The organism is Streptomyces sp. CB01580, assembly GCF_001905795.1.
In the GTDB taxonomy this organism is placed as follows: domain Bacteria; phylum Actinomycetota; class Actinomycetes; order Streptomycetales; family Streptomycetaceae; genus Streptomyces.
Genome location: NZ_LIXJ01000016.1, coordinates 229,769 through 248,160, shown reverse-complemented (window position 1 = coordinate 248,160; position 18,392 = coordinate 229,769). Strand labels below are relative to the sequence as shown.

17 protein-coding genes and 1 tRNA gene are annotated in these 18,392 nt (G+C 71.6%); 10 read left to right on the top strand and 8 right to left on the bottom strand.

What is annotated here, in order from left to right:
• Positions 1–48: 48 nt before the first annotated feature.
• Positions 49–1,524: a 2-hydroxymuconic semialdehyde dehydrogenase gene (locus AMK22_RS23170; protein WP_073787897.1), complete on the bottom strand. Its 1,476-nt coding sequence runs from the start codon at positions 1,522–1,524 to the stop codon at positions 49–51.
• A gap of 293 nt (positions 1,525–1,817) precedes the next feature.
• Between AMK22_RS23170 and AMK22_RS23165 the strand changes: the two genes are divergently transcribed.
• Together AMK22_RS23165 and AMK22_RS23160 are read left to right on the top strand one after the other, a co-directional pair.
• Complete coding sequence (locus AMK22_RS23165) at positions 1,818–3,167, top strand: MFS transporter (RefSeq protein ID WP_073787896.1); 1,350 nt, start codon at positions 1,818–1,820, stop codon at positions 3,165–3,167.
• Positions 3,164–4,417 (top strand): carboxylesterase family protein, encoded by a 1,254-nt coding sequence (locus tag AMK22_RS23160; protein ID WP_079186338.1) that lies wholly within the window; start codon positions 3,164–3,166, stop codon positions 4,415–4,417. Before AMK22_RS23165 ends, AMK22_RS23160 begins: the two co-directional genes overlap by 4 nt.
• Before the next feature lie 132 nt (positions 4,418–4,549).
• Here the strand turns inward: AMK22_RS23160 and AMK22_RS23155 are convergent, their stop codons facing one another.
• The 3 genes from AMK22_RS23155 to AMK22_RS23145 form a co-directional block, all read right to left on the bottom strand.
• Positions 4,550–4,999: an ASCH domain-containing protein gene (locus tag AMK22_RS23155; RefSeq protein WP_073787895.1), complete on the bottom strand. Its 450-nt coding sequence runs from the start codon at positions 4,997–4,999 to the stop codon at positions 4,550–4,552.
• Between the two features lie 181 nt (positions 5,000–5,180).
• Positions 5,181–6,578: a GntP family permease gene (locus AMK22_RS23150; protein WP_073787893.1), complete on the bottom strand. Its 1,398-nt coding sequence runs from the start codon at positions 6,576–6,578 to the stop codon at positions 5,181–5,183.
• An 11-nt stretch (positions 6,579–6,589) separates the two neighbouring features.
• Entirely contained in the window at positions 6,590–7,099 is a 510-nt protein-coding gene (locus AMK22_RS23145; protein ID WP_073787891.1) for a gluconokinase, read from the bottom strand.
• Positions 7,100–7,243: 144 nt separating this feature from the next.
• Here AMK22_RS23145 and AMK22_RS23140 point away from each other — a divergent pair, with 144 nt between their 5' ends.
• Positions 7,244–7,945 carry a FadR/GntR family transcriptional regulator gene (locus tag AMK22_RS23140; RefSeq protein WP_073787889.1) on the top strand — a complete coding sequence of 234 codons (702 nt, stop codon included), beginning with the start codon at positions 7,244–7,246 and terminating at the stop codon, positions 7,943–7,945.
• 60 nt (positions 7,946–8,005) lie between these two features.
• On the opposite strand, the gene phsA is transcribed toward AMK22_RS23140, so the two are convergent.
• A complete protein-coding gene (gene phsA, locus AMK22_RS23135) occupies positions 8,006–9,862 on the bottom strand; it encodes an O-aminophenol oxidase PhsA (RefSeq protein ID WP_073787970.1) in 1,857 nt (618 codons plus the stop codon).
• 381 nt (positions 9,863–10,243) lie between these two features.
• Between phsA and AMK22_RS23130 the strand changes: the two genes are divergently transcribed.
• Both AMK22_RS23130 and AMK22_RS23125 read left to right on the top strand, forming a co-directional pair.
• Positions 10,244–11,329: an S-(hydroxymethyl)mycothiol dehydrogenase gene (locus AMK22_RS23130; RefSeq protein ID WP_073787887.1), complete on the top strand. Its 1,086-nt coding sequence runs from the start codon at positions 10,244–10,246 to the stop codon at positions 11,327–11,329.
• Complete coding sequence (locus AMK22_RS23125) at positions 11,329–11,958, top strand: MBL fold metallo-hydrolase (RefSeq protein WP_073787885.1); 630 nt, start codon at positions 11,329–11,331, stop codon at positions 11,956–11,958. The genes AMK22_RS23130 and AMK22_RS23125 overlap by 1 nt, the downstream gene beginning before the upstream one ends.
• 234 nt (positions 11,959–12,192) lie before the next feature.
• Here AMK22_RS23125 and AMK22_RS23120 read toward each other — a convergent pair whose 3' ends face one another.
• Positions 12,193–13,128 carry a pseudouridine synthase gene (locus AMK22_RS23120; protein ID WP_073787968.1) on the bottom strand — a complete coding sequence of 312 codons (936 nt, stop codon included), beginning with the start codon at positions 13,126–13,128 and terminating at the stop codon, positions 12,193–12,195.
• Positions 13,129–13,411: 283 nt separating this feature from the next.
• Here AMK22_RS23120 and bla point away from each other — a divergent pair, with 283 nt between their 5' ends.
• On the top strand, positions 13,412–14,353 hold the full coding sequence (gene bla / locus AMK22_RS23115) for a class A beta-lactamase (RefSeq protein WP_242434094.1): 942 nt from the start codon (positions 13,412–13,414) through the stop codon (positions 14,351–14,353).
• Positions 14,354–14,466: 113 nt separating this feature from the next.
• Here bla and AMK22_RS23110 read toward each other — a convergent pair.
• Positions 14,467–14,554: transfer RNA gene (locus tag AMK22_RS23110), tRNA-Leu, on the bottom strand.
• A 182-nt stretch (positions 14,555–14,736) separates the two neighbouring features.
• Here AMK22_RS23110 and AMK22_RS23105 point away from each other — a divergent pair.
• The 3 genes from AMK22_RS23105 (at position 14,737) to AMK22_RS23095 (ending at position 17,407) form a co-directional block, all read left to right on the top strand.
• Positions 14,737–16,062: a M20/M25/M40 family metallo-hydrolase gene (locus tag AMK22_RS23105; protein WP_073787883.1), complete on the top strand. Its 1,326-nt coding sequence runs from the start codon at positions 14,737–14,739 to the stop codon at positions 16,060–16,062.
• 188 nt (positions 16,063–16,250) lie between these two features.
• Positions 16,251–16,484, top strand: a complete 234-nt coding sequence (locus AMK22_RS23100; RefSeq protein WP_073787881.1) for a chaplin — start codon at positions 16,251–16,253, stop codon at positions 16,482–16,484.
• 140 nt (positions 16,485–16,624) lie between these two features.
• Positions 16,625–17,407 (top strand): chaplin, encoded by a 783-nt coding sequence (locus tag AMK22_RS23095; RefSeq protein ID WP_073787879.1) that lies wholly within the window; start codon positions 16,625–16,627, stop codon positions 17,405–17,407.
• Between the two features lie 57 nt (positions 17,408–17,464).
• Here the strand turns inward: AMK22_RS23095 and AMK22_RS23090 are convergent, their stop codons facing one another.
• Complete coding sequence (locus AMK22_RS23090; protein ID WP_072484370.1) at positions 17,465–17,653, bottom strand: DUF5703 family protein; 189 nt, start codon at positions 17,651–17,653, stop codon at positions 17,465–17,467.
• A 47-nt stretch (positions 17,654–17,700) separates the two neighbouring features.
• Between AMK22_RS23090 and AMK22_RS23085 the strand changes: the two genes are divergently transcribed.
• Positions 17,701–18,360 (top strand): hypothetical protein, encoded by a 660-nt coding sequence (locus AMK22_RS23085; protein ID WP_073787878.1) that lies wholly within the window; start codon positions 17,701–17,703, stop codon positions 18,358–18,360.
• The last annotated feature ends 32 nt before the right edge of the window (positions 18,361–18,392 follow it).

Genomic DNA, 18,392 nt, shown 5'->3' with positions numbered 1-18,392 from the left:
TGACCGGACCACGTCGATCGCTCACGGGCGATCGGCCACGTCGACCGGTCACAGCTGCACGCACACGTTCGTCGGTTCGGTGTAGAAGTGCAGGGAGGACTCGCCGCCCTCGCGGCCGATGCCCGAGAGCCCCATGCCGCCGAACGGGGAGCGCAGATCGCGCAGGAACCAGGTGTTGACCCAGGCCATGCCGACGTTCATCGCCTGCGCCACCCGGTGCCCCCGGCGCAGGTCGTTGGTCCACACCGAGGCCGCGAGGCCGTAGTCCGTGTCGTTGGCCAGGGCGATCGCCTCCTCCTCCGTGTCGAAGGGGATCAGGGCGGCCACCGGGCCGAAGATCTCCTCGCGCACCGCCCGGTGCGCGTTGGTCAGGCCCGTCCACAGCGTCGGCTCGATCCAGGAACCGCCCGCCAGACCGGGGCCCAGCTGCGGCACGCCGCCACCGGCGAGCACCTTCGCCCCGTCCCGCTCGGCCAGCTCGAAGTAGCCCAGCACCTTCTCGCGATGGGCCTGCGAGATCAGCGGGCCGGTGGTCGTCGACTCGTCCAGCGGGTCGCCCAGCCGCAGGCCCCGGGCCCGCTCGGCGAGCCCCTGGGCGATGTCGTCGAAGATCCCGCGCTGGACGTAGACCCGCTCGGTGCACAGGCAGACCTGGCCGGTGTTGGTGAAGACCGACCTGGTCAGTCCGTTCAGCGCCTCGTCGATGTCGACGTCGTCGAAGACGACCGCGGCGTTCTTCCCGCCGAGCTCGAACGACACCGGGCGGACCCGGGGCGCGACGGTCCGCATGACGTGCGACCCGGTCGCGGACGAACCGGTGAAGGTCACGCCGTCGATCCCGGGGTGCGAGGTCAGGTACTCCCCGGCGGAGCCGCCCCCGAACCCGTGCACCACGTTGTACACCCCGGCCGGCAGCCCGACCTCCGCGAGCACCTCGGCCAGCAGTGCGGCGGTGGCCGGGGTCTCCTCACTGGGCTTGACGACCACGGCGTTGCCGCAGGCCAGAGCCGGGGCGACCTTCCAGGTCAGCAACAGGAGGGGCAGGTTCCACGGGACGACGACCGCGACGACGCCGAGCGGCTTGCGGACCGCGTAGTTGAGCGCCTGACGGCCGTCCGCGAGATCGGTGACGAAGGACTCCTGCCCGGCGGCGGCCACCACGTCGGCGAACGTGCGGAAGTTCGTCAGGGCGCGGGCGACGTCCAGCTCCCGCGCCTGCACGACCGGCTTGCCGGTGTCCGCGACCTCCGCGGCGACGAACTCCTCGAACCGCTCCTCGATCCGGTCCGCCGCCCGCCGCAGCAGCGCCGTGCGCTCCCGCACAGGTGTCGACGCCCACCCGTCGTGCAGGGCCCGGCGGGCCGCCGTCACGGCACGGTCCACCAGCTCCCGGTCCGCCTCGTGCACCCGGGCGAACGCCCGGCCGGTGGCGGGGTCGGTCTTCTCGAAGCTGCGGTTCTCGTCGGGCTCCACGAACTGCCCGGCGACGAAGTTGCGGATCCACCGCCCAGTCTCTGCCGTCATGGGTCCCACTGTGATCCCCGCCGTCATGCCGTACAAATGCGATTTCTGTGGAGAGGTATAGCAGATTCGGCATACCGGCCGGACGGTGCCGGTGGACGGCCGAGTCGACGTGCCGATGTCGGAGCGGTCACCTCCGCTATACCCGAACAGGTATGGCGAGTCCCCAATTGGTTATTTGTGCGTCATGTCTCAGGGCATCAGGATCCACCGTTAACGACGGGTGAAGCCAGGCCGTCGTAGCGGCTGTCCGGAGCGAACCGCCCCAGCCCGCCATCCAAGTGATAGGTCACCCCGTGAACACTTCACCTCGCGAAGAAAACCCGGGCGAAGCCCGAGCCACCGCCGGCAGAACCGCGCTCGCCACGCTCGCGGGCACGACGCTGGAGTGGTACGACTTCTTTCTCTACGGCACGGCCGCGGCACTCATCTTCAACCAGCAGTTCTTCCCGTCGCTGAGCCCCGCCGCCGGCACCCTCGCCGCGTTCAGCACCTTCGCCGTCGGATTCATCGCCCGCCCCCTCGGCGGACTGGTCTTCGGCCACTACGGGGACCGCATCGGCCGCAAGGCGACGCTGGTCGTCTCCCTCGTGCTGATGGGCATCGGTTCCACCCTCATCGGAGCCATCCCGAACTACGACACCATCGGCTTCTGGGCCCCGGTCCTCCTGGTCGCCCTGCGCATCGTCCAGGGCATCGGCCTCGGCGGCGAGGGCGCCGGAGCGACACTGATGTCGATGGAACACGCACCGCGCGGCAAGAAGAACCTGTACGCCGGCTTCCCGCAGATGGGCACGCCCGGCGGACTGGTCCTGGCCAACATCGTCTTCCTCACCACCAACGCACTCGTCGGCGACGCCGCCTTCACCTCATGGGGCTGGCGCATCCCGTTCCTGCTCAGCTTCGTGCTCGTCGCCGTGGGGCTGCTGATCCGGCTGCGGGTGACCGAGTCCCCGTCGTTCGACCGTGCGCGTGCCCGCGACGAGGTGGTCAGGTTCCCGCTGGCGGAGTCCTTCAAGGTCGGCCTGCCCCGGCTGGCGCTCACCCTGTTCGCCGTCGTGGCGAACTCGGCCGTCGCCTACGTGTTCATGGTCTTCACCCTGTCGTACGGCTCCCAGCACCTCGACTACGACAAGCAGTTCCTCATCGTGAGCGTCACCGTCGCCGCCGCCCTGTGGTTCGCGACCATCCCGGTGTGGACGAAGATCGCCGACCGGCACGGACGGCGCACCATGTTCATCGGCGGATCCGTCGCCATCCTTGTCTGGTGCGTCGCCTTCTTCCCGTTGCTGAACACCGGAAACTCCGCGCTCGCGGTGGTGGCGCTGCTCGGCATGGGCCTGATCATCCCGGTCACCCACTGCGTGCAGGGCAGCATCATCGTCGACACCTTCCCCGTCAACGTCCGCTACTCCGGCACCTCGCTCATCCTCCAGGCCGGCGCGATCCTCGGCGGCGGTCTCGCCCCCATGATCTCGACGGCGCTCCTCAACTCGGGCGGCTCCTCGACCGGGGTGACCTGGTACCTGGTCGCGATCTGCTCGGTGAGCCTGGCGGGCGCCGTCGCCCTGTTCCGGCTGGTGCCGGAAGGGGCGCCGGAACCGGCGCGGGTCCCGGCCGAGTCGGTGCCCGGGAGCGCCGCGTGAGCGGCGCGCCGAGGTCCGGTCCGGGCGAGGGCGCGGACCGGACCGGTGCCCGGGTCCACCGGTCGGGCCCGATCCGCTACGCCGTGGCCGAGCGGTTCGGCCGGCCGCGGCCGGTGGCCGGGCACGACACCCGCCCGGCGAGCGGCGAGATCTGTCCGCAGCCGCCGTCCCGGCTCGACGCGGTCATGGGCCCCCCGCTCGACCGGCGCCCGCAGGGCGAGGACTGCCTCGGCCTCACGGTCACCACGCCCGCCCGCGACGGCCGGGGGCGGCCGGTGATGGTCTGGTTCCACGGCGGCGGCTTCAGCAGTGGCGGCGGCCTCATGGACTGGTACGACGGCGGAGCGCTCGCCGCCGAGGGCGACGTCGTGGTGGTGTCCGTCAACTACCGCCTCGGTGCGCTCGGTTATCTCTGCCTCGACGGGCTCTGCGAGGGCGACCTGGGCCTCTACGACCAGCTCGAAGCGCTCCGGTGGGTGCACCGGCACATCGCCGAGTACGGCGGCGACCCCGCGGACGTCACCGTCTTCGGGCAGTCCGCCGGGGCTCTCTCCATCCGGCTGCTGATGGAACTGCCCGAGGCCCGCGGGCTGTTCCACCGCGCGATCCTGCAGAGCGCCCCGCTGGCGATCGCGACCCGCCCGCGCGAGGAGGCGACCGCCCTCGGACGCCTCTTCGTCGAACGGCTCGCGGTCCACGCCCCCGGCGCCGACCCGCGCACCGTCGCCCCCGCCGCCCTGCTCGCCGCGCAACGGGACACCGCCCTCGCCCACCGCGCCCGTTCCGGCTCCACCCTGGAACCGCCGTTCGGACCGGTCCGGACGCCCGGCGCGGAACTCGACGCGGGGGTGCGCGGCATGGACGTCCTGTACGGCTGGAACGCGGACGACATGACGGCCTTCCCCGACGAGCCGGACGAGGACGGCGACCCGGCCGGACCGACCCGCCGGATGTACGAGGAACCGCTGACCGCCCTCGGGCAGCGGCTGGTGCGCGCCGGGGCCCGGGTCCACGCCTACCGGCTGGACTGGCGCCCGGAGGGCTCGCCGTTCGGTGCCACCCACTGCCTGGAACTGCCCCTGCTCCTGGGCACCCGCGCCGCCTGGCGGAGGTCCCCGATGCTGGGGGACACCGGATGGGACGAGGTGGACGAGCTCGGCCGGGCGATGAGGGCCGCCTGGGCCGGCTTCGCCCGCACCGGCCGCCCGGGCGCCGTCCCGCCGCCCCTGACCTGCCGGAAGGTCTCCTGACCCGCCGCGAGCCCGGTCCGGTTCCGGCCCCGGTCCGGTCCGGCTCCGGGGGGCCCGCAATCACGGGCCACGGGCGCGGCCGGGGGCGGGGCGTGGATCGCGTTCCCGGAAGGCGGGTGAGGCCCGGCCGCCCTACCGTTCCGCCGCGCCCGCCACGGGGGCCGGCAGCTCGACGACCCGGAACCGTTCGGCGACGACCAAGGTGTCGTCGTCCACGGTGAAGCCCGGGTCGCCGAGCGCCTCCCGCATCTCCGCGCCGTGCCAGAACCTCTCGTGGTCCGCGCGCCACTCGGCCACCGAGGCATGCCCCTCGCCCTCGTCGATCACATGCGGCAGATCGATGTCGCCGAGGCGCAGCACCCGTACCTCCGTCACCTCCAGCACCGCGATCTCACGGCCCTCCGAGTCGATCAGCGCGGACCGCTCACCCACCGGGGGCAGCTCCTCCTTCTCCGCCTCGTACTCGGCGAGCAGCCCGGTCGTCGACACCTTCACGCCGTCGAGCACCGCCCGGACGAGCCGGTCGCGCAGCGGGCCGGGGAAGGCGAGCAGAAAGGGCTTGAGGGGTTCACTGTTCGGCATGGCGCTCAGTCTGGCACGCACTCACGAACCCGGCGCCGGACGGCACGCCCTCCGTTCCCGCTGGTCAACCGCGCACATGGTGACGGCGCCCGCCGCACCGGACGCACGCCTCGGCATGCGCACCGGACCGTCGGGCGCCATCGGGCACGGCCCCGGCAGCCGCCGAGGGGGAGGCCGCTCGCTACAGAATCAGCGACAGCGGCAGGATGAAGGCCAGCGCGACCACGGAGATGATGGTCTCCATCACCGACCAGGTCTTGATCGTCTGACCGACGTCCATTCCGAAGTACTCCTTCACCAGCCAGAACCCGGCGTCGTTGACGTGGCTGAAGAAGAGCGAGCCCGCGCCCACGGCGAGGACCAGCAGCGCGATGTGAGCGGTCGACATGTCGGCGGCCAGCGGGGCGACGAGACCGGCGGCCGAGATGGTGGCCACGGTCGCCGAACCGGTCGCGAGCCGGATCGCGACGGCGATCAGCCAGCCCAGCAGCAGGGCCGGGATCGACCAGTCCTTCGAGAAGTCCAGGATCATCTGGCCCACGCCGACGTCGATGAGGGTCTGCTTGAAACCGCCACCCGCGCCCACGATCAGCAGCACCCCGGCGATCGGGGCGAGGGACTTCTCGACGGTGCCGGAGAGCCGGCCCTTGGTGAACCCGGCCGCCCGGCCCAGTGTGAACATGCCGACGAAGACGGCCGTCAGAAGCGCGATCAACGGGGAGCCGATCACGTCGGTGACCCGCTGGAGGTGGTTCTCCGGGTCGTCCACGACGATGTCGACCAGAGCCTTGACCAGCATCAGCACGACCGGCAGCAGAATCGTGGCCAGTGTGGCGCCGAAGCCCGGACGGCGGTCCAGCTCCTCCGAAGGGCGCTGCGGGATCATCTTCTCCGGCGCCGCGACGTCCACCCAGCGCGCGGCGTAGCGGGAGAAGACCGGACCCGCGACGATCACGGTCGGGATCGCCACCAGCACACCCAGCGCGAGCGTGACACCGAGATTGGCGCCGAGGGCGTCGATCGCCACCAGCGGGCCGGGGTGCGGCGGGATCAGGCCGTGCATCACGGAGAGACCGGCCAGCGCCGGAATGCCGATCCGCATCAGCGAGTAGTTCCCGCGCTTGGCGACGAGCAGCACCACCGGGATCAGCAGCACGATCCCGACCTCGAAGAACAGCGGCAGGCCGATGACCGAGGCGATCAGCACCATCGCCCACGGCATGGCCCGCCCGCTCGCCCTCGCGAGGATGGTGTCGACGACCTGGTCCGCGCCGCCGGAGTCGGCGAGCAGCTTGCCGAGGATGGCGCCGAGCGCGATGAGGACACCGACACCCGACACGGTGGAGCCGAGTCCGGTGGTGAAGCTGGCGATCGTCTTGTCCGCCGCGGCCCCGGCGAACGAACCGAGCGCCAGCGACCCGATGGTCAACGCGAGGAACGCGTGCACCTTGAACTTGGTGATGAGCAGGACGATGACGGCGATGCCCGCCAGTACGGCGATGCCCAACTGCGCGTTGCCCGCCGAAGTGATCGGTTCGACGGCGTCCGCTGCCAGCGTCTCGACACGGAGACTGGTCACGGTGGTGGTCCTTAGTCGTCGAGCCGCCGCAGCGCGGCGACGGCTCGCTGGGTGATTTCTTCAGGGCTGCCGGACACGTCGACCGGGACACCGGCCTCGTCCGCCTGGAGCGGCTCCAGGGTGGCGAACTGCGAGTCCAGCAGCGTGGTGGGCATGAAGTGGCCCTTGCGCTGCGCCATGCGGGCCTCGATCAGGGCGCGGTCCCCGGTCAGATGCAGGAAGACCGCGCCGGGCGCCTCGGCCCGCAGCCGGTCCCGGTAGACCCGCTTGAGCGCCGAGCTGCTCACCACCCCGCCGAGCCCCGCCCGGCCGTGGGCCCACCGGCCGATCGCATCGAGCCAGGGCCACCGGTCCGCGTCGTCCAGCGGGATGCCCGCCGACATCTTGGCGATGTTCGCCGCGGGGTGGAAGTCGTCGCCCTCGGCGTACGGAACGCCCAGTTCGGCGGCGAGCAGGGGGCCGATCGTGGTCTTGCCGGTCCCTGCGACGCCCATCACCACGACGACGTGGGGGGTGCTCATTGGCGGTGCCTCGCTGTCCTCTTCGACGTCTTCCTCGACATCGGTCCGTCGCGCTACTGAAACGTATACGTACGACTTATTCAAGATGTTGTGACGTAAACGTCTTACTTTTTGTTCGCCGGAGGCAGCCCGTAGTCTGTGGCCATGACCACACAGGGCAACGGGCTGCACACCCGTGTGCTGGACATCCTGGGCCTGGAGATCGCCGCGGGGGAGCACCAGCCGGGGCAGGTGCTGCGCACCGACGAACTGGCCCGGCGCTTCGACGTCTCCCGGACGGTCGTGCGCGAGGTGGTCCGCGTCCTGGAGTCCATGCACCTGGTCGAGTCGCGGCGCCGCGTCGGCGTCACCGTGCGGCCGACCGAGGCGTGGAACGTGTACGACCCGCAGGTCATCCGGTGGCGGCTGGCCGGCGCCGACCGCCCGCGCCAGCTGCGCTCCCTGACCGTGCTGCGGTCGGCGATCGAGCCGGTGGCGGCGGGACTCGCCGCCCGCAACGCGACCCCTGAGCAGTGCGCGGCCCTCACGGAGTGCGCGCTGGGCATGGTCGCCACCTCGCGCGGCCGGCAGTTGGAGGGCTATCTGGAGCACGACATCACGTTCCACCGGATCGTGCTCGACGCCTCCGGCAACGAGATGTTCGCGCGGCTCGGCGACGTCGTCGCCGAGATCCTGGCCGGCCGTACCCACCACCACGTGATGTTCGAGGACCCCGACCCGGCGGCGGTCACCCTCCACGTCCGGGTCGCCGAGGCGGTGCGCGAGGGGGACGCGGATGCGGCGGAGCGGCTGACGAAGGAGATCGCGATGGGCGCCCTCCACGAGTTGGACGTGCTCGCGCCCTGACCCCGACCGGACACCGGGACGGCGTCGGCGCTCCCGCGGGGGCCGCCGTTCGCGACCGGGTCAGCCGCCGTGCCCCGGGCCGTGGCCGCCGTGCCCGGCGCCGTGGTCGAACTTGAGCGCCTCCGGCGGCATCACGACGAACGGCCGCATCATGCCCATGTCCTCGTGCTCCAGCAGATGGCAGTGGTACATGAACCGCCCGTACCCGCCGTCGAAGTTGCCGAGCACCTTCACCAACTGCCCCTGCGGCACCCGGAAGACGTCCTTCCAGCCCTGCTCGTTCGGCGGCACCGGGATCTTGGTGCCGTGGTCGAACGCCACGGGGGAGCGGGTGCCGCCGATCGCGGTGTCGAAGCCGTCCACCGTGTACGCCTCCCGGCCGAGGACCTGGAAGTCCGCCAGGTGGATGTGCATGGGATGGGTCGGGGCGCCCAGGTTGAGGAACGACCACTGCTCGTACGTGTTCTCGCCGATCGTGAACCCGAGCCCGTCGTTGAAGGTCCGGGCGATCCTGCGGTACGTGCGCACCGTGCCGTCCTCGCCCCGCACCTGGACGATGCCGTCCGACGGCACCGGCACCCCGGACGCACCCTCGACCTCCGCCATCTCCCAGATCTCCGGGTGGCCGCCGCCACCGACCGTGCCGGGCGGGGTCAGCACGACGAGCCGGTGCCCGTGCTCCACCAGGCCGTGCTCGTACCGGCGGAAGGAACCCGACAGCACCTCCGGCGGCACGAAGGCGTCCCGCCGCCCCGTCTCCCGTACCCGGAACTCCATCACCTGCGGGAACGGCACGCTGGACGCGAGGTCCGGCACCCCCGGCCCGAGCCTGCCCCGGTTGACCAGGCGGACCCGTCGCCCGGCCAGCGCCGAGAAGTCGATCAGCAGGTCCATCCGCTCGGCCGGCGCGATCGTCAGCGACGGCATCGACTCGTCGAAGTCGACCGGCACCGGGCGCGGCAGCAGCCCGCCGTCGCTGCCGATCTGCCGGATCACGCCCGGCACCGGCTCGTTCGCGTCGTCCAGCAGCACCAGATCGTAGATCCGGGCGTTGGAGGCGTTGACCAGCCGGAACCGGTACCAGGCGTCGTCCACGTCGAAGTGCGGCCAGATACGGCCGTTGACCGTCGTGTACGGGCCCAGGAACGGCAGCGACACCGGCTTTCCGGTCTCCGGGTCGGCCGCGACGACCACGGTGGTCTTGTGCAGCAGCCGCCCGTTCGGCCGTCCGTCCTCGTCGGTGTCCAGGTTGCGGTCGGCGAGGATCAGCGGCACCTCCCGGTCGCCGGACGGCAGACCGAGCGTGTCCTCCTCGTCGTCCCGGACCAGGTACGTGCCGACGAGCCCGGCGTACACGTTCCACCGGGTGATGTTCATGGCGTGGTCGTGGTACCACCAGTGGGCGGCGTGGTGGTCGTTCGGGTACTCCGACAGCTGGGCGTCGCCGGAGCCGACGGCGTTGTCCGCCCAGCCGTCGTTCCCGCCGCCGGTCTGCGCGCCGTGCAGGTGGGTCACCGTCCAGGCGGGCAGCGCGGCGACGTCCGCGTCCGGCTCGACGCCGTCGCGTCCCGGCCGGTTGTGCGGGGCCGTCTCGCCCGGTCCCACCGGACCGACCTCCACGGCGGTCACCGGGTACTCGCTCCCCTCGGGCACCCGGTTCGTCCAGGCGATCCTGATCCGCTCCCCGCGCCGTACCTCGATGGTCGGCCCCGGCACCATCCCGGCGTACCCCCACATCAGGGTCGGCGGCAGCTGCGAGTGCATCCTCACCCAGGTGGGCGACACGGCGATCTCGGTCTCGTGGAGCGGGTCGTCGCTCCGCGGGCGCAGCACCGGCGGTACGGGCAACGGGTCGGCGTACGGCACGAGCCCGCCCACCCGCGCCGCCGGCACGGCCGCCCCGGCCTCCGGCGCCACCGTGTCGGTCCGGGCCGCGCCGGCCGGTGCCGCGGCCGTCACCGCGTCGGTTCCCGCCGTGCCGGTCCGCCGGCCGCTCTTCTCCGTGAACTCGGCGATCTCGGTCAAGGTACTTCCCCCCGTGATCCATAGATCATTTGTTGGTGGGCCATGGGACCCCTGCCCCCGCAGGTATCGGCCCCCTGGTCCCTCTGCATCGAAGGACCGCGGAGAGCGGCGCCGCAGTTCACCGCAACGCCCCATCTGACCGAAACCGGTACATCCCACCGGGTGGGCAGCGGCCGTTTCGCGCCAACGCGGCGCGCCGCCGTGACACCCTTTCGGGGCGTACGGTTGTTCGCGTTCGAACTTCACGAAATGACGGAAACAGGAGACCGCGGTATGTCGCAGCAGGTGCAAGGGGTCATCGCACCGGGGAAGAACGAGCCGGTACGGGTCGAGACCATCGTGATCCCGGACCCGGGCCCCGGCGAGGCCGTGGTGACGATTCAGGCGTGCGGCGTCTGCCACACCGATCTGCACTACAAGCAGGGCGGTATCAACGACGAGTTCCCGTTCCTCCTCGGACACGAGGCGTCCGGCGTGGTCGAGTCCGTCGGCGAGGGCGTCACGGACGTCGCGCCCGGCGACTTCGTCATCCTCAACTGGCGTGCGGTGTGCGGCCAGTGCCGGGCGTGTCTGCGTGGCCGGCCCTGGTACTGCTTCGACACCCACAACGCGAAGCAGAAGATGACGCTGCTCGACGGCACGGAACTCTCCCCGGCCCTCGGCATCGGCGCGTTCGCCGAGAAGACCCTGGTCGCCGCCGGCCAGTGCACCAAGGTCGACCCCGAGGTCTCCCCGGCCGTCGCCGGACTCCTCGGCTGCGGCGTCATGGCGGGCATCGGCGCCGCCCTCAACACCGGCCAGGTCGGCCGCGGCGACTCGGTCGCCGTGATCGGCTGCGGCGGTGTCGGCGACGCGGCGATCGTCGGCGCCCGGCTGGCCGGAGCGGCGCGGATCATCGCGGTGGACGTCGACGACCGCAAGCTGGAGACGGCGAAGTCGATGGGCGCCACCCACACCGTCAACTCCCGTTCCACCGACCCGGTCGAGGCGATCCGCTCGCTGACCGGCGGCAACGGCGCGGACGTCGTCATCGAGGCGGTCGGCCGCCCCGAGACCTACCAGCAGGCGTTCTACGCCCGCGACCTCGCGGGCACCGTCGTCCTGGTCGGCGTCCCCACCCCGGAGATGCGGCTGGAGCTGCCGCTGCTCGACGTCTTCGGCCGCGGCGGCTCGCTCAAGTCCTCCTGGTACGGCGACTGCCTGCCCTCGCGCGACTTCCCGATGCTCATCGATCTGCACCAGCAGGGCCGCATCGACCTCGGCGCGTTCGTCACCGAGACCATCGGACTCGGCGACGTCGAGAAGGCGTTCGCCCGGATGCACGAGGGCGACGTGCTGCGCTCGGTGGTGGTCCTCTGATGGCCGCGCGCATCGACCACCTCGTCACCTCCGGCACCTTCGCCCTCGACGGCGGGGAGTGGGACGTCGACAACAACGTCTGGATCGTCGGCGACGACACCGAGGCGATCGTCATCGACGCCGCCCACGACGCCGACGCCATCGAGACCGCGCTGAACGGCCGTGCCCTGCGCGCCATCGTGTGCACGCACGCGCACAACGACCACATCGACGCGGCCCCGGCCCTCGCCGCCGCCACCGGCGCACCGATCCTGCTGCACCCCGACGACCTGCCGCTGTGGAAGCGCACCCACCCGGACCGCGCCCCGGACGGCGAACTGACCGACGGTCAGGAGCTGCGGATCGCCGGCACGACGCTCACGGTCCTGCACACCCCGGGCCACGCGCCCGGCGCCGTCTGCCTGTACGCCCCCGGGCTGACCACCGTCTTCACCGGCGACACGCTCTTCCGGGGCGGCCCGGGAGCCACCGGACGCTCCTTCTCCCACTTCCCCACGATCATCGACTCGATCAGGGAACGGCTGCTCACGCTGCCCCCGGAGACTAGCGTCCGCACCGGACACGGCGACTCCACCACCGTCGGCGCGGAGGCCCCGCACCTCGACGAATGGATCGCCCGCGGCCACTGAGAGCCTGTCGGGTGGCCTCTGACCGGGCGGCCACGCCCTGGCGCGCACACTTCCGGCGTTGCCGAAATGCCCTCGTAGCTCCACTACGAGGGCATCCCGGCGCCTTGGAATCGCACGCACCATGCCGCGTCCGCTTTCCGGTCGAAGGTCACCCGACAGGCTCTGAGGCCGGGCGGCGCACACCGGTCCGGGCCCGCGGAGGTCACCCGGTCCCGGACCGGTGGGGCCCGCCGGTCACCGCTCCGGCCACGCGGAGAGCCGCAGCCCGCTCTCGAAGCGGCGCGGCTCGCCCGTGACCGGATCGGTGAACTTCAGCAGGCGCGCGAGCAGTTGGAGCGGACGCGACCAGTCGTCCGCATCGCCCTCCGCCTCGACCACCGGATAGACCGGGTCGTCGACCAACGGCAGCCCCAGCCCGTTCATATGGACCCGCAGCTGGTGGGTGCGTCCGGTGGCGGGCAGCAGCCGGTAACGGCCGAGGCCCGCCCGGTGCTCCAGCAGCTCGATCCGGGTCTCGCTGTTCGGCTCGCCCGGCTCCTCACGCGCGGCGACGACCCCGCGTTCCTTCACGATCCGGCTGCGCACGGTCCGGGGCAGGACCAGCCCGGGATCGTACGGCGCCACCGCCTCGTACTCCTTGCGCACCAGCCGGTCCCGGAACAGCGTCTGGTACGCGCCCCGCTCCTCGGGCCGCACCACGAACAGGACCAGTCCCGCGGTCAGCCGGTCCAGCCGGTGCGCGGGCTGCAGCGCGGGCATGTCCAGCTCGCGGCGCAACCGGGCCACCGCCGTCTCGGTGACATGACGTCCGCGCGGCGTCGTCGCCAGGAAGTGCGGCTTGTCGGCGACGACGAGATGCGCGTCGCGATGGACGATCCCGACCTGGAACGGCACCGGCTCCTCCGGCGCGAAGTCCCGGTGGAACCAGAGGTACCGCCCCGCGGCGTACGGTTCGTCGGCGGACACGGGACCGCGCACGGACACGAACCGCCCCTCGGCGAACATGGCGTCCACCCGCTCCGCCCCGACCGCGCCCGCGAACCGTGCCCGCAGATGATCCCCGACCGTCGCCCACCGCCCCTCCGGGTCCTCCGGAAGCCGCACCCGCACCGGATCGATCCCGTCCCGCTGGGGCAGCGGCGCGGGCGGAGGCTTCGCGCGCCCCCTCATCGGGGCGCGCCGTCCGGTACGGCGGTGGGCATGGCACGGACTCCTCGTGTCCTCGTCCGGGGGGCTCGCCCAGTATCCCCGGTCGTCCCGGCCCACCGGAGCACCGCCCCCGCCCCGCGGGACGAAGAGCGGGCCCGCTCCGCCTGGGAAGCCGACGCGGTCGATCGGACCGTCGCGCACGCGGTACGCGGTACGCGGAGCGCGGCCCGCGCCCACTGCACCGCATCCGACCGGACGGAACCGTTCCGCGGCCGACTGCGTGTCGGGGTATTCGGGGTATGTCGTGAGCACCGCAGAAGGGAACGCCTTGCACACCACAGGACCACGCCCGTCCCGCCGCACCGCCCTCGTCATCGGCGCCGGCGCGGCGCTCGCCGCCGCGCTGCCCCCGGCACTCGGCGGCACCGCGTACGCCTCGACCGGCGGCTCCGTCGCCTCGCGCCTGGCGCAACTGGAGCGGGAGCACACGGCCCGGCTCGGCGTGTACGCCCACCACACACGCACGCGGAGAACGGTGGCCTACCGGGCGGACGAGCGCTTCCCGATGTGCTCGTTGTTCAAGACGATCGCCGCCGCGGCCGTGCTGCGCGACCTCGACCACGACGGCGAGTTCCTGGCCGAGCGCATCCACTACACCCGCCGGTACGCGGAGGACTCGGGGTACTGCCCGATCACCGGCGAGGACGAGAACATCGCCCGCGGCATGACCGTCGGGGCACTGTGCGACGCGGCCATCCGCCACAGCGACAACGCCGCGGGCAACCTGCTCCTGCGCGAGCTGGGCGGACCGACCGCCGTCACCCGCTTCTGCCGTTCGACCGGGGACGGCCGCACCCGGCTCGACCGCTGGGAGCCCGAACTGAACTCGGCGGAACCGTGGCGCACCACCGACACCACCACCCCGCGTGCCATCGGCCGCACCTACGCGAATCTCACGCTCGGCGACGCGCTCTCGCCCCGGGACCGGCGCCGCCTCACCGGCTGGCTGCTGGGCAACACCACCAGCGACGAGCGGTTCCGCGCCGGCCTGCCCGCCGACTGGACCGTCGCCGACAAGACCGGCGGCGGGCGGTACGGCGGCAGCAACGACGTGGGCATCACCTGGCCTCCGGGCGGCGCTCCGATCGTGATGGCCGTCCTGACGACCAGGTACGAGGAGGACGCGCAGGCCGACAACGCACTGGTGGCCAGGACCGCATCCCTGCTGGCCGAGGTGCTCGCCTGACGGGGAGGCCGGGGCCCGGGACGTCGGTGGACGGCGTGCCGGGCCCATGGGCCGTGCGCTCGCACGACCCCGCCCGAAACAGCAGAAAACCCCAGCTGAGCTGGGGTTTTCAGTGGTGTCCGAGGGGGGACTTGAACCCCCACGCCCGATAAAGGGCACTAGCACCTCAAGCTAGCGCGTCTGCCATTCCGCCACCCGGACCAGGTGTCTGTCTCGCGGGACTCGCCCGTTCCGACGTGGAAAACAATAGCAAACATCCGGGGGTGCTCGATCACGCCGGGGGAGTGTGAAGGGCACATGACGAGAGATGGAGGGCCTTGGGCGGGCGGACGGAGCGGGAGAGGATGAGGGGGAGGGACACAGCGACAGTGGAAGGAAGCAGTGTGAGCGAGACCAACACGGCCCGGACCGTCCCGGGCGAGGACGAGGTCGTGGACCTCTGTCGTGACCTGATCCGCATCGACACCAGCAACTACGGGGACCACTCGGGACCGGGGGAGCGCGGCGCCGCCGAGTACGTCGCGGAGAAGCTGGCCGAGGTCGGGCTGGAGCCGCAGATCATCGAGTCCCACAAGGGCCGGGCCTCGACCGTGGCCCGGATCGAGGGCGAGGACCCGTCCCGTCCCGCGCTGCTCATCCACGGGCACACGGACGTGGTGCCGGCCAACGCCCACGACTGGACCCACCACCCGTTCTCCGGTGAGGTGGCGGACGGCTGCGTGTGGGGCCGGGGCGCGGTCGACATGAAGGACATGGACGCGATGACCCTCGCGGTCGTCCGCGACCGGCTGCGCAGCGGCCGCAAGCCCCCGCGTGACATCGTGCTGGCGTTCCTCGCCGACGAGGAGGCGGGCGGCACGTACGGGGCGCGGTATCTCGTGGACAAGCACCCCGGTCTCTTCGAGGGCGTCACCGAGGCGATCGGCGAGGTCGGCGGCTTCTCCTTCACGGTGAACGAGAAGCTGCGGCTCTACCTCGTCGAGACGGCCGAGAAGGGCATGCACTGGATGCGGCTCACCGTGGACGGCACCGCCGGTCACGGCTCGATGACCAACGACGACAACGCGATCACCGAGCTGTGCGAGGCGGTCGGACGGCTCGGGCGGCACAACTGGCCGGTCCGGGTCACCAAGACCGTGCGGTCCTTCCTCGACGAGCTGTCCGACGCGCTCGGTGTCCCGCTCGACCCGGAGAACATGGAGGCCACGCTTCCCAAGCTCAACGGCATCGCCAAGATGGTCGGCGCCACGCTCCGCAACTCCGCGGCCCCCACCATGCTCGGCGCCGGCTACAAGGTGAACGTCATCCCCGGACAGGCCGTGGCCCACGTCGACGGCCGCTTCCTGCCCGGCTTCGAGGAGGAGTTCCTGGCCGACCTGGACCGCATCCTCGGCCCCCGGGTGAAGCGGGAGGACGTGCACACGGACAAGGCGCTGGAGACCAGCTTCGACGGCTCGCTCGTCGAGGCGATGCAGGCGGCCCTCAAGGCCGAGGACCCGATCGCGCGTGCGGTCCCCTACATGCTCTCGGGCGGTACCGACGCCAAGTCCTTCGACGACCTCGGCATCCGGTGCTTCGGCTTCGCCCCGCTGAAGCTGCCCCCGGAGCTCGACTTCGCGGGCATGTTCCACGGCGTGGACGAGCGGGTGCCGGTGGACGGTCTCAAGTTCGGCGTGCGGGTGCTCGACCGTTTCATCGACAACTGCTGAGCCTGCGCGGCCTCCGAGCAGGGACGAGCGACGCCGGTCCGCTCCTGTGTCACGCAAATATTCGCCAATGTGTGCGCATTCGACCGGAACGAGTGAAAGGAACCATACGCTCGTAGCCCGATTAGCTCGTCCTCGTTACAGGTGATGCGGTCCGCGGCTGGGACCGCATTGCCAACTAGGAGGAAACAATGATCAAGAAGGTCGTCGCTGCTGCGGCCGTGACCGGTGGTCTGGTGCTCTCGGGTGCGGGCATGGCCGTCGCGGACTCCGGTGCCCAGGGCGCCGCCATGGGCAACCCGGGTGTCGTCTCGGGCAACGTCGTCCACGTGCCCGTGCACGTCCCGGCCAACGTGTGCGGCAACACGGTCGACATCGTCGGGCTGCTGAACCCCACCTTCGGCAACCCCTGCGTCAACGCCTGACGTTGATGGGTCAACCCGTGAGGGTTTGAATCCGGTCGGCCCCGGAGTGCACGCCATGCGCTCCGGGGCTGCTGGGTAGTCCGCCCCCCGCTCGATCGAGCCCGGGGGTATTCCGGAAGGCAGAAGGCAGGAAAGAAGTTATGCGACAGGTCACGCGCAAGGGCCTGATCACCATGGCGGCGGCGGGCGGTGCGCTCGCGCTGAGCGGTGGGTACGCGCACGCGGACGCCGGAGCGTCCGGCGGCGCGGTGAATTCCCCGGGGGTACTTTCGGGGAACTCCGTCCAGATCCCGGTCCACGTCCCGGTCAACGTCTGCGGAAACTCCGTGGACGTCGTGGCGCTGATCAACCCCGCGTTCGGGAACACCTGTGGAAACGGTTCGCAGGGGGCCTCCGCGGGCAAGCACGCCTCCGGCAGCCAGGTGTCCGGCGACCTCACCGAGGCGAGCCGGCCGGGAACGGGCAAGCACCGGGCCCCGATCGACGGCGGGGCAACGGCCCAGGGCGTCGCGAAGGGTTCGCCGGGCGTGCTGTCCGGGAACAGCATCTCGGCGCCGATCGACATCCCCGTGAACGCCTGCGGGAACAGCGTCACCATCGGCGGACTGCTCAATCCCACCTTCGGCAACGAATGCGGGAACGGCACGGACGTCGTCACACCGCCGGTCAAGCCGGTGAAGCCGGTCACCCCGGTCACCCCGGTCACCCCGGTCACCCCGGTCACCCCGGTCACGCCGGTCACCGAGCACAAGCCGCCGGTGCCGGGCCCGCGGGAGGTGCCGAACGTGCCCGAGGCGCAGAACGCGCCCCAGCTCGCCCACACCGGGGCGGGCGGTGCCGAACTGCTGATCCCGGCGAGTGCGGGCCTGCTGCTGGCGGGCGTGGGGACGGTGTTCTACCGCCGCGCCCGTCTGTCCGCGTAGCGGGCCGGGGCGGCGAAGCGAGAGGGGCGGGACCCGCGGCAGCGGGGCCCGCCCCTCTCACCAGGTGGCGCGTAGCTGGCGGATGATCCGCCGCCGCAGTCGCACCCTGCGGCTGCCGTCGTGGCGCAGCGTCAGTCGGTCCAGTTCCCAGTGCCCGTACTCGGCATGATCGGTCAGCAGGCGTGCGGTCTCCTTCCGGGACACCCCGCGCGGTACGTACACATCGACAAATTCGTATTCCGGCATCGGATCCATTGTGCGGGCAGAGGCCCGGTACGGATAGCGTCTGCACCATGTCTGATGCTGCGCAGCCCACCGCTGCCGAGGTACGCGCCGCCGCCGAAGCCATCAAAGCCGCGCTCGACCGTCACCTCGACGCGGTCGAGCGCCGGACGGGGGACGACGATCCCGCCGTCTACGACGCGTTCAACGCACTGGCCGCCGCCGCCGAGGTCTACGACGAACTGCTCTACGACCGCTACGACGAGGTCACCCCCTTCGAGATCCCGGGTGCGGACGGCTCCCTGCCCCCGTACACCGGCCCCGAGGAACCGAACGCGCTCAGCGTTCTGATCCGGCGGGACTACGCCGTGGTGGAGCCACCGCGGCTGTTCGCACAGGCACAGCGGATCGCCGACCTCGATCCCGACGACCGGGCCACCGGGAGCGCCGCGGTCGTCGGCTCCAGCGTCCACGCGGCGCTCGGAGTGCTGTTCGGGGAGTACGAACCGGACGAGATCGCCTCCCGGCACGCCGAGTTCGGGCTGGAGGAAGGGGACTCCACGCTCTGGGTCACGGCCGTGGAAGAGCCGCCGGAGGCGGGGGAGTGGCTCGACGCACCGTTCGAGGACGCGGATCCGCAACTCGTGGTGTGCCGTTTCGACGTCAGCTCCGTCTTCGACGAGGACGACGCCGACGAGGAACCGGCGGGATTGGTGGCGGACGGCTCCTGACCCGTGCCGTCGGCCGGGTCCGTACCCCCGTG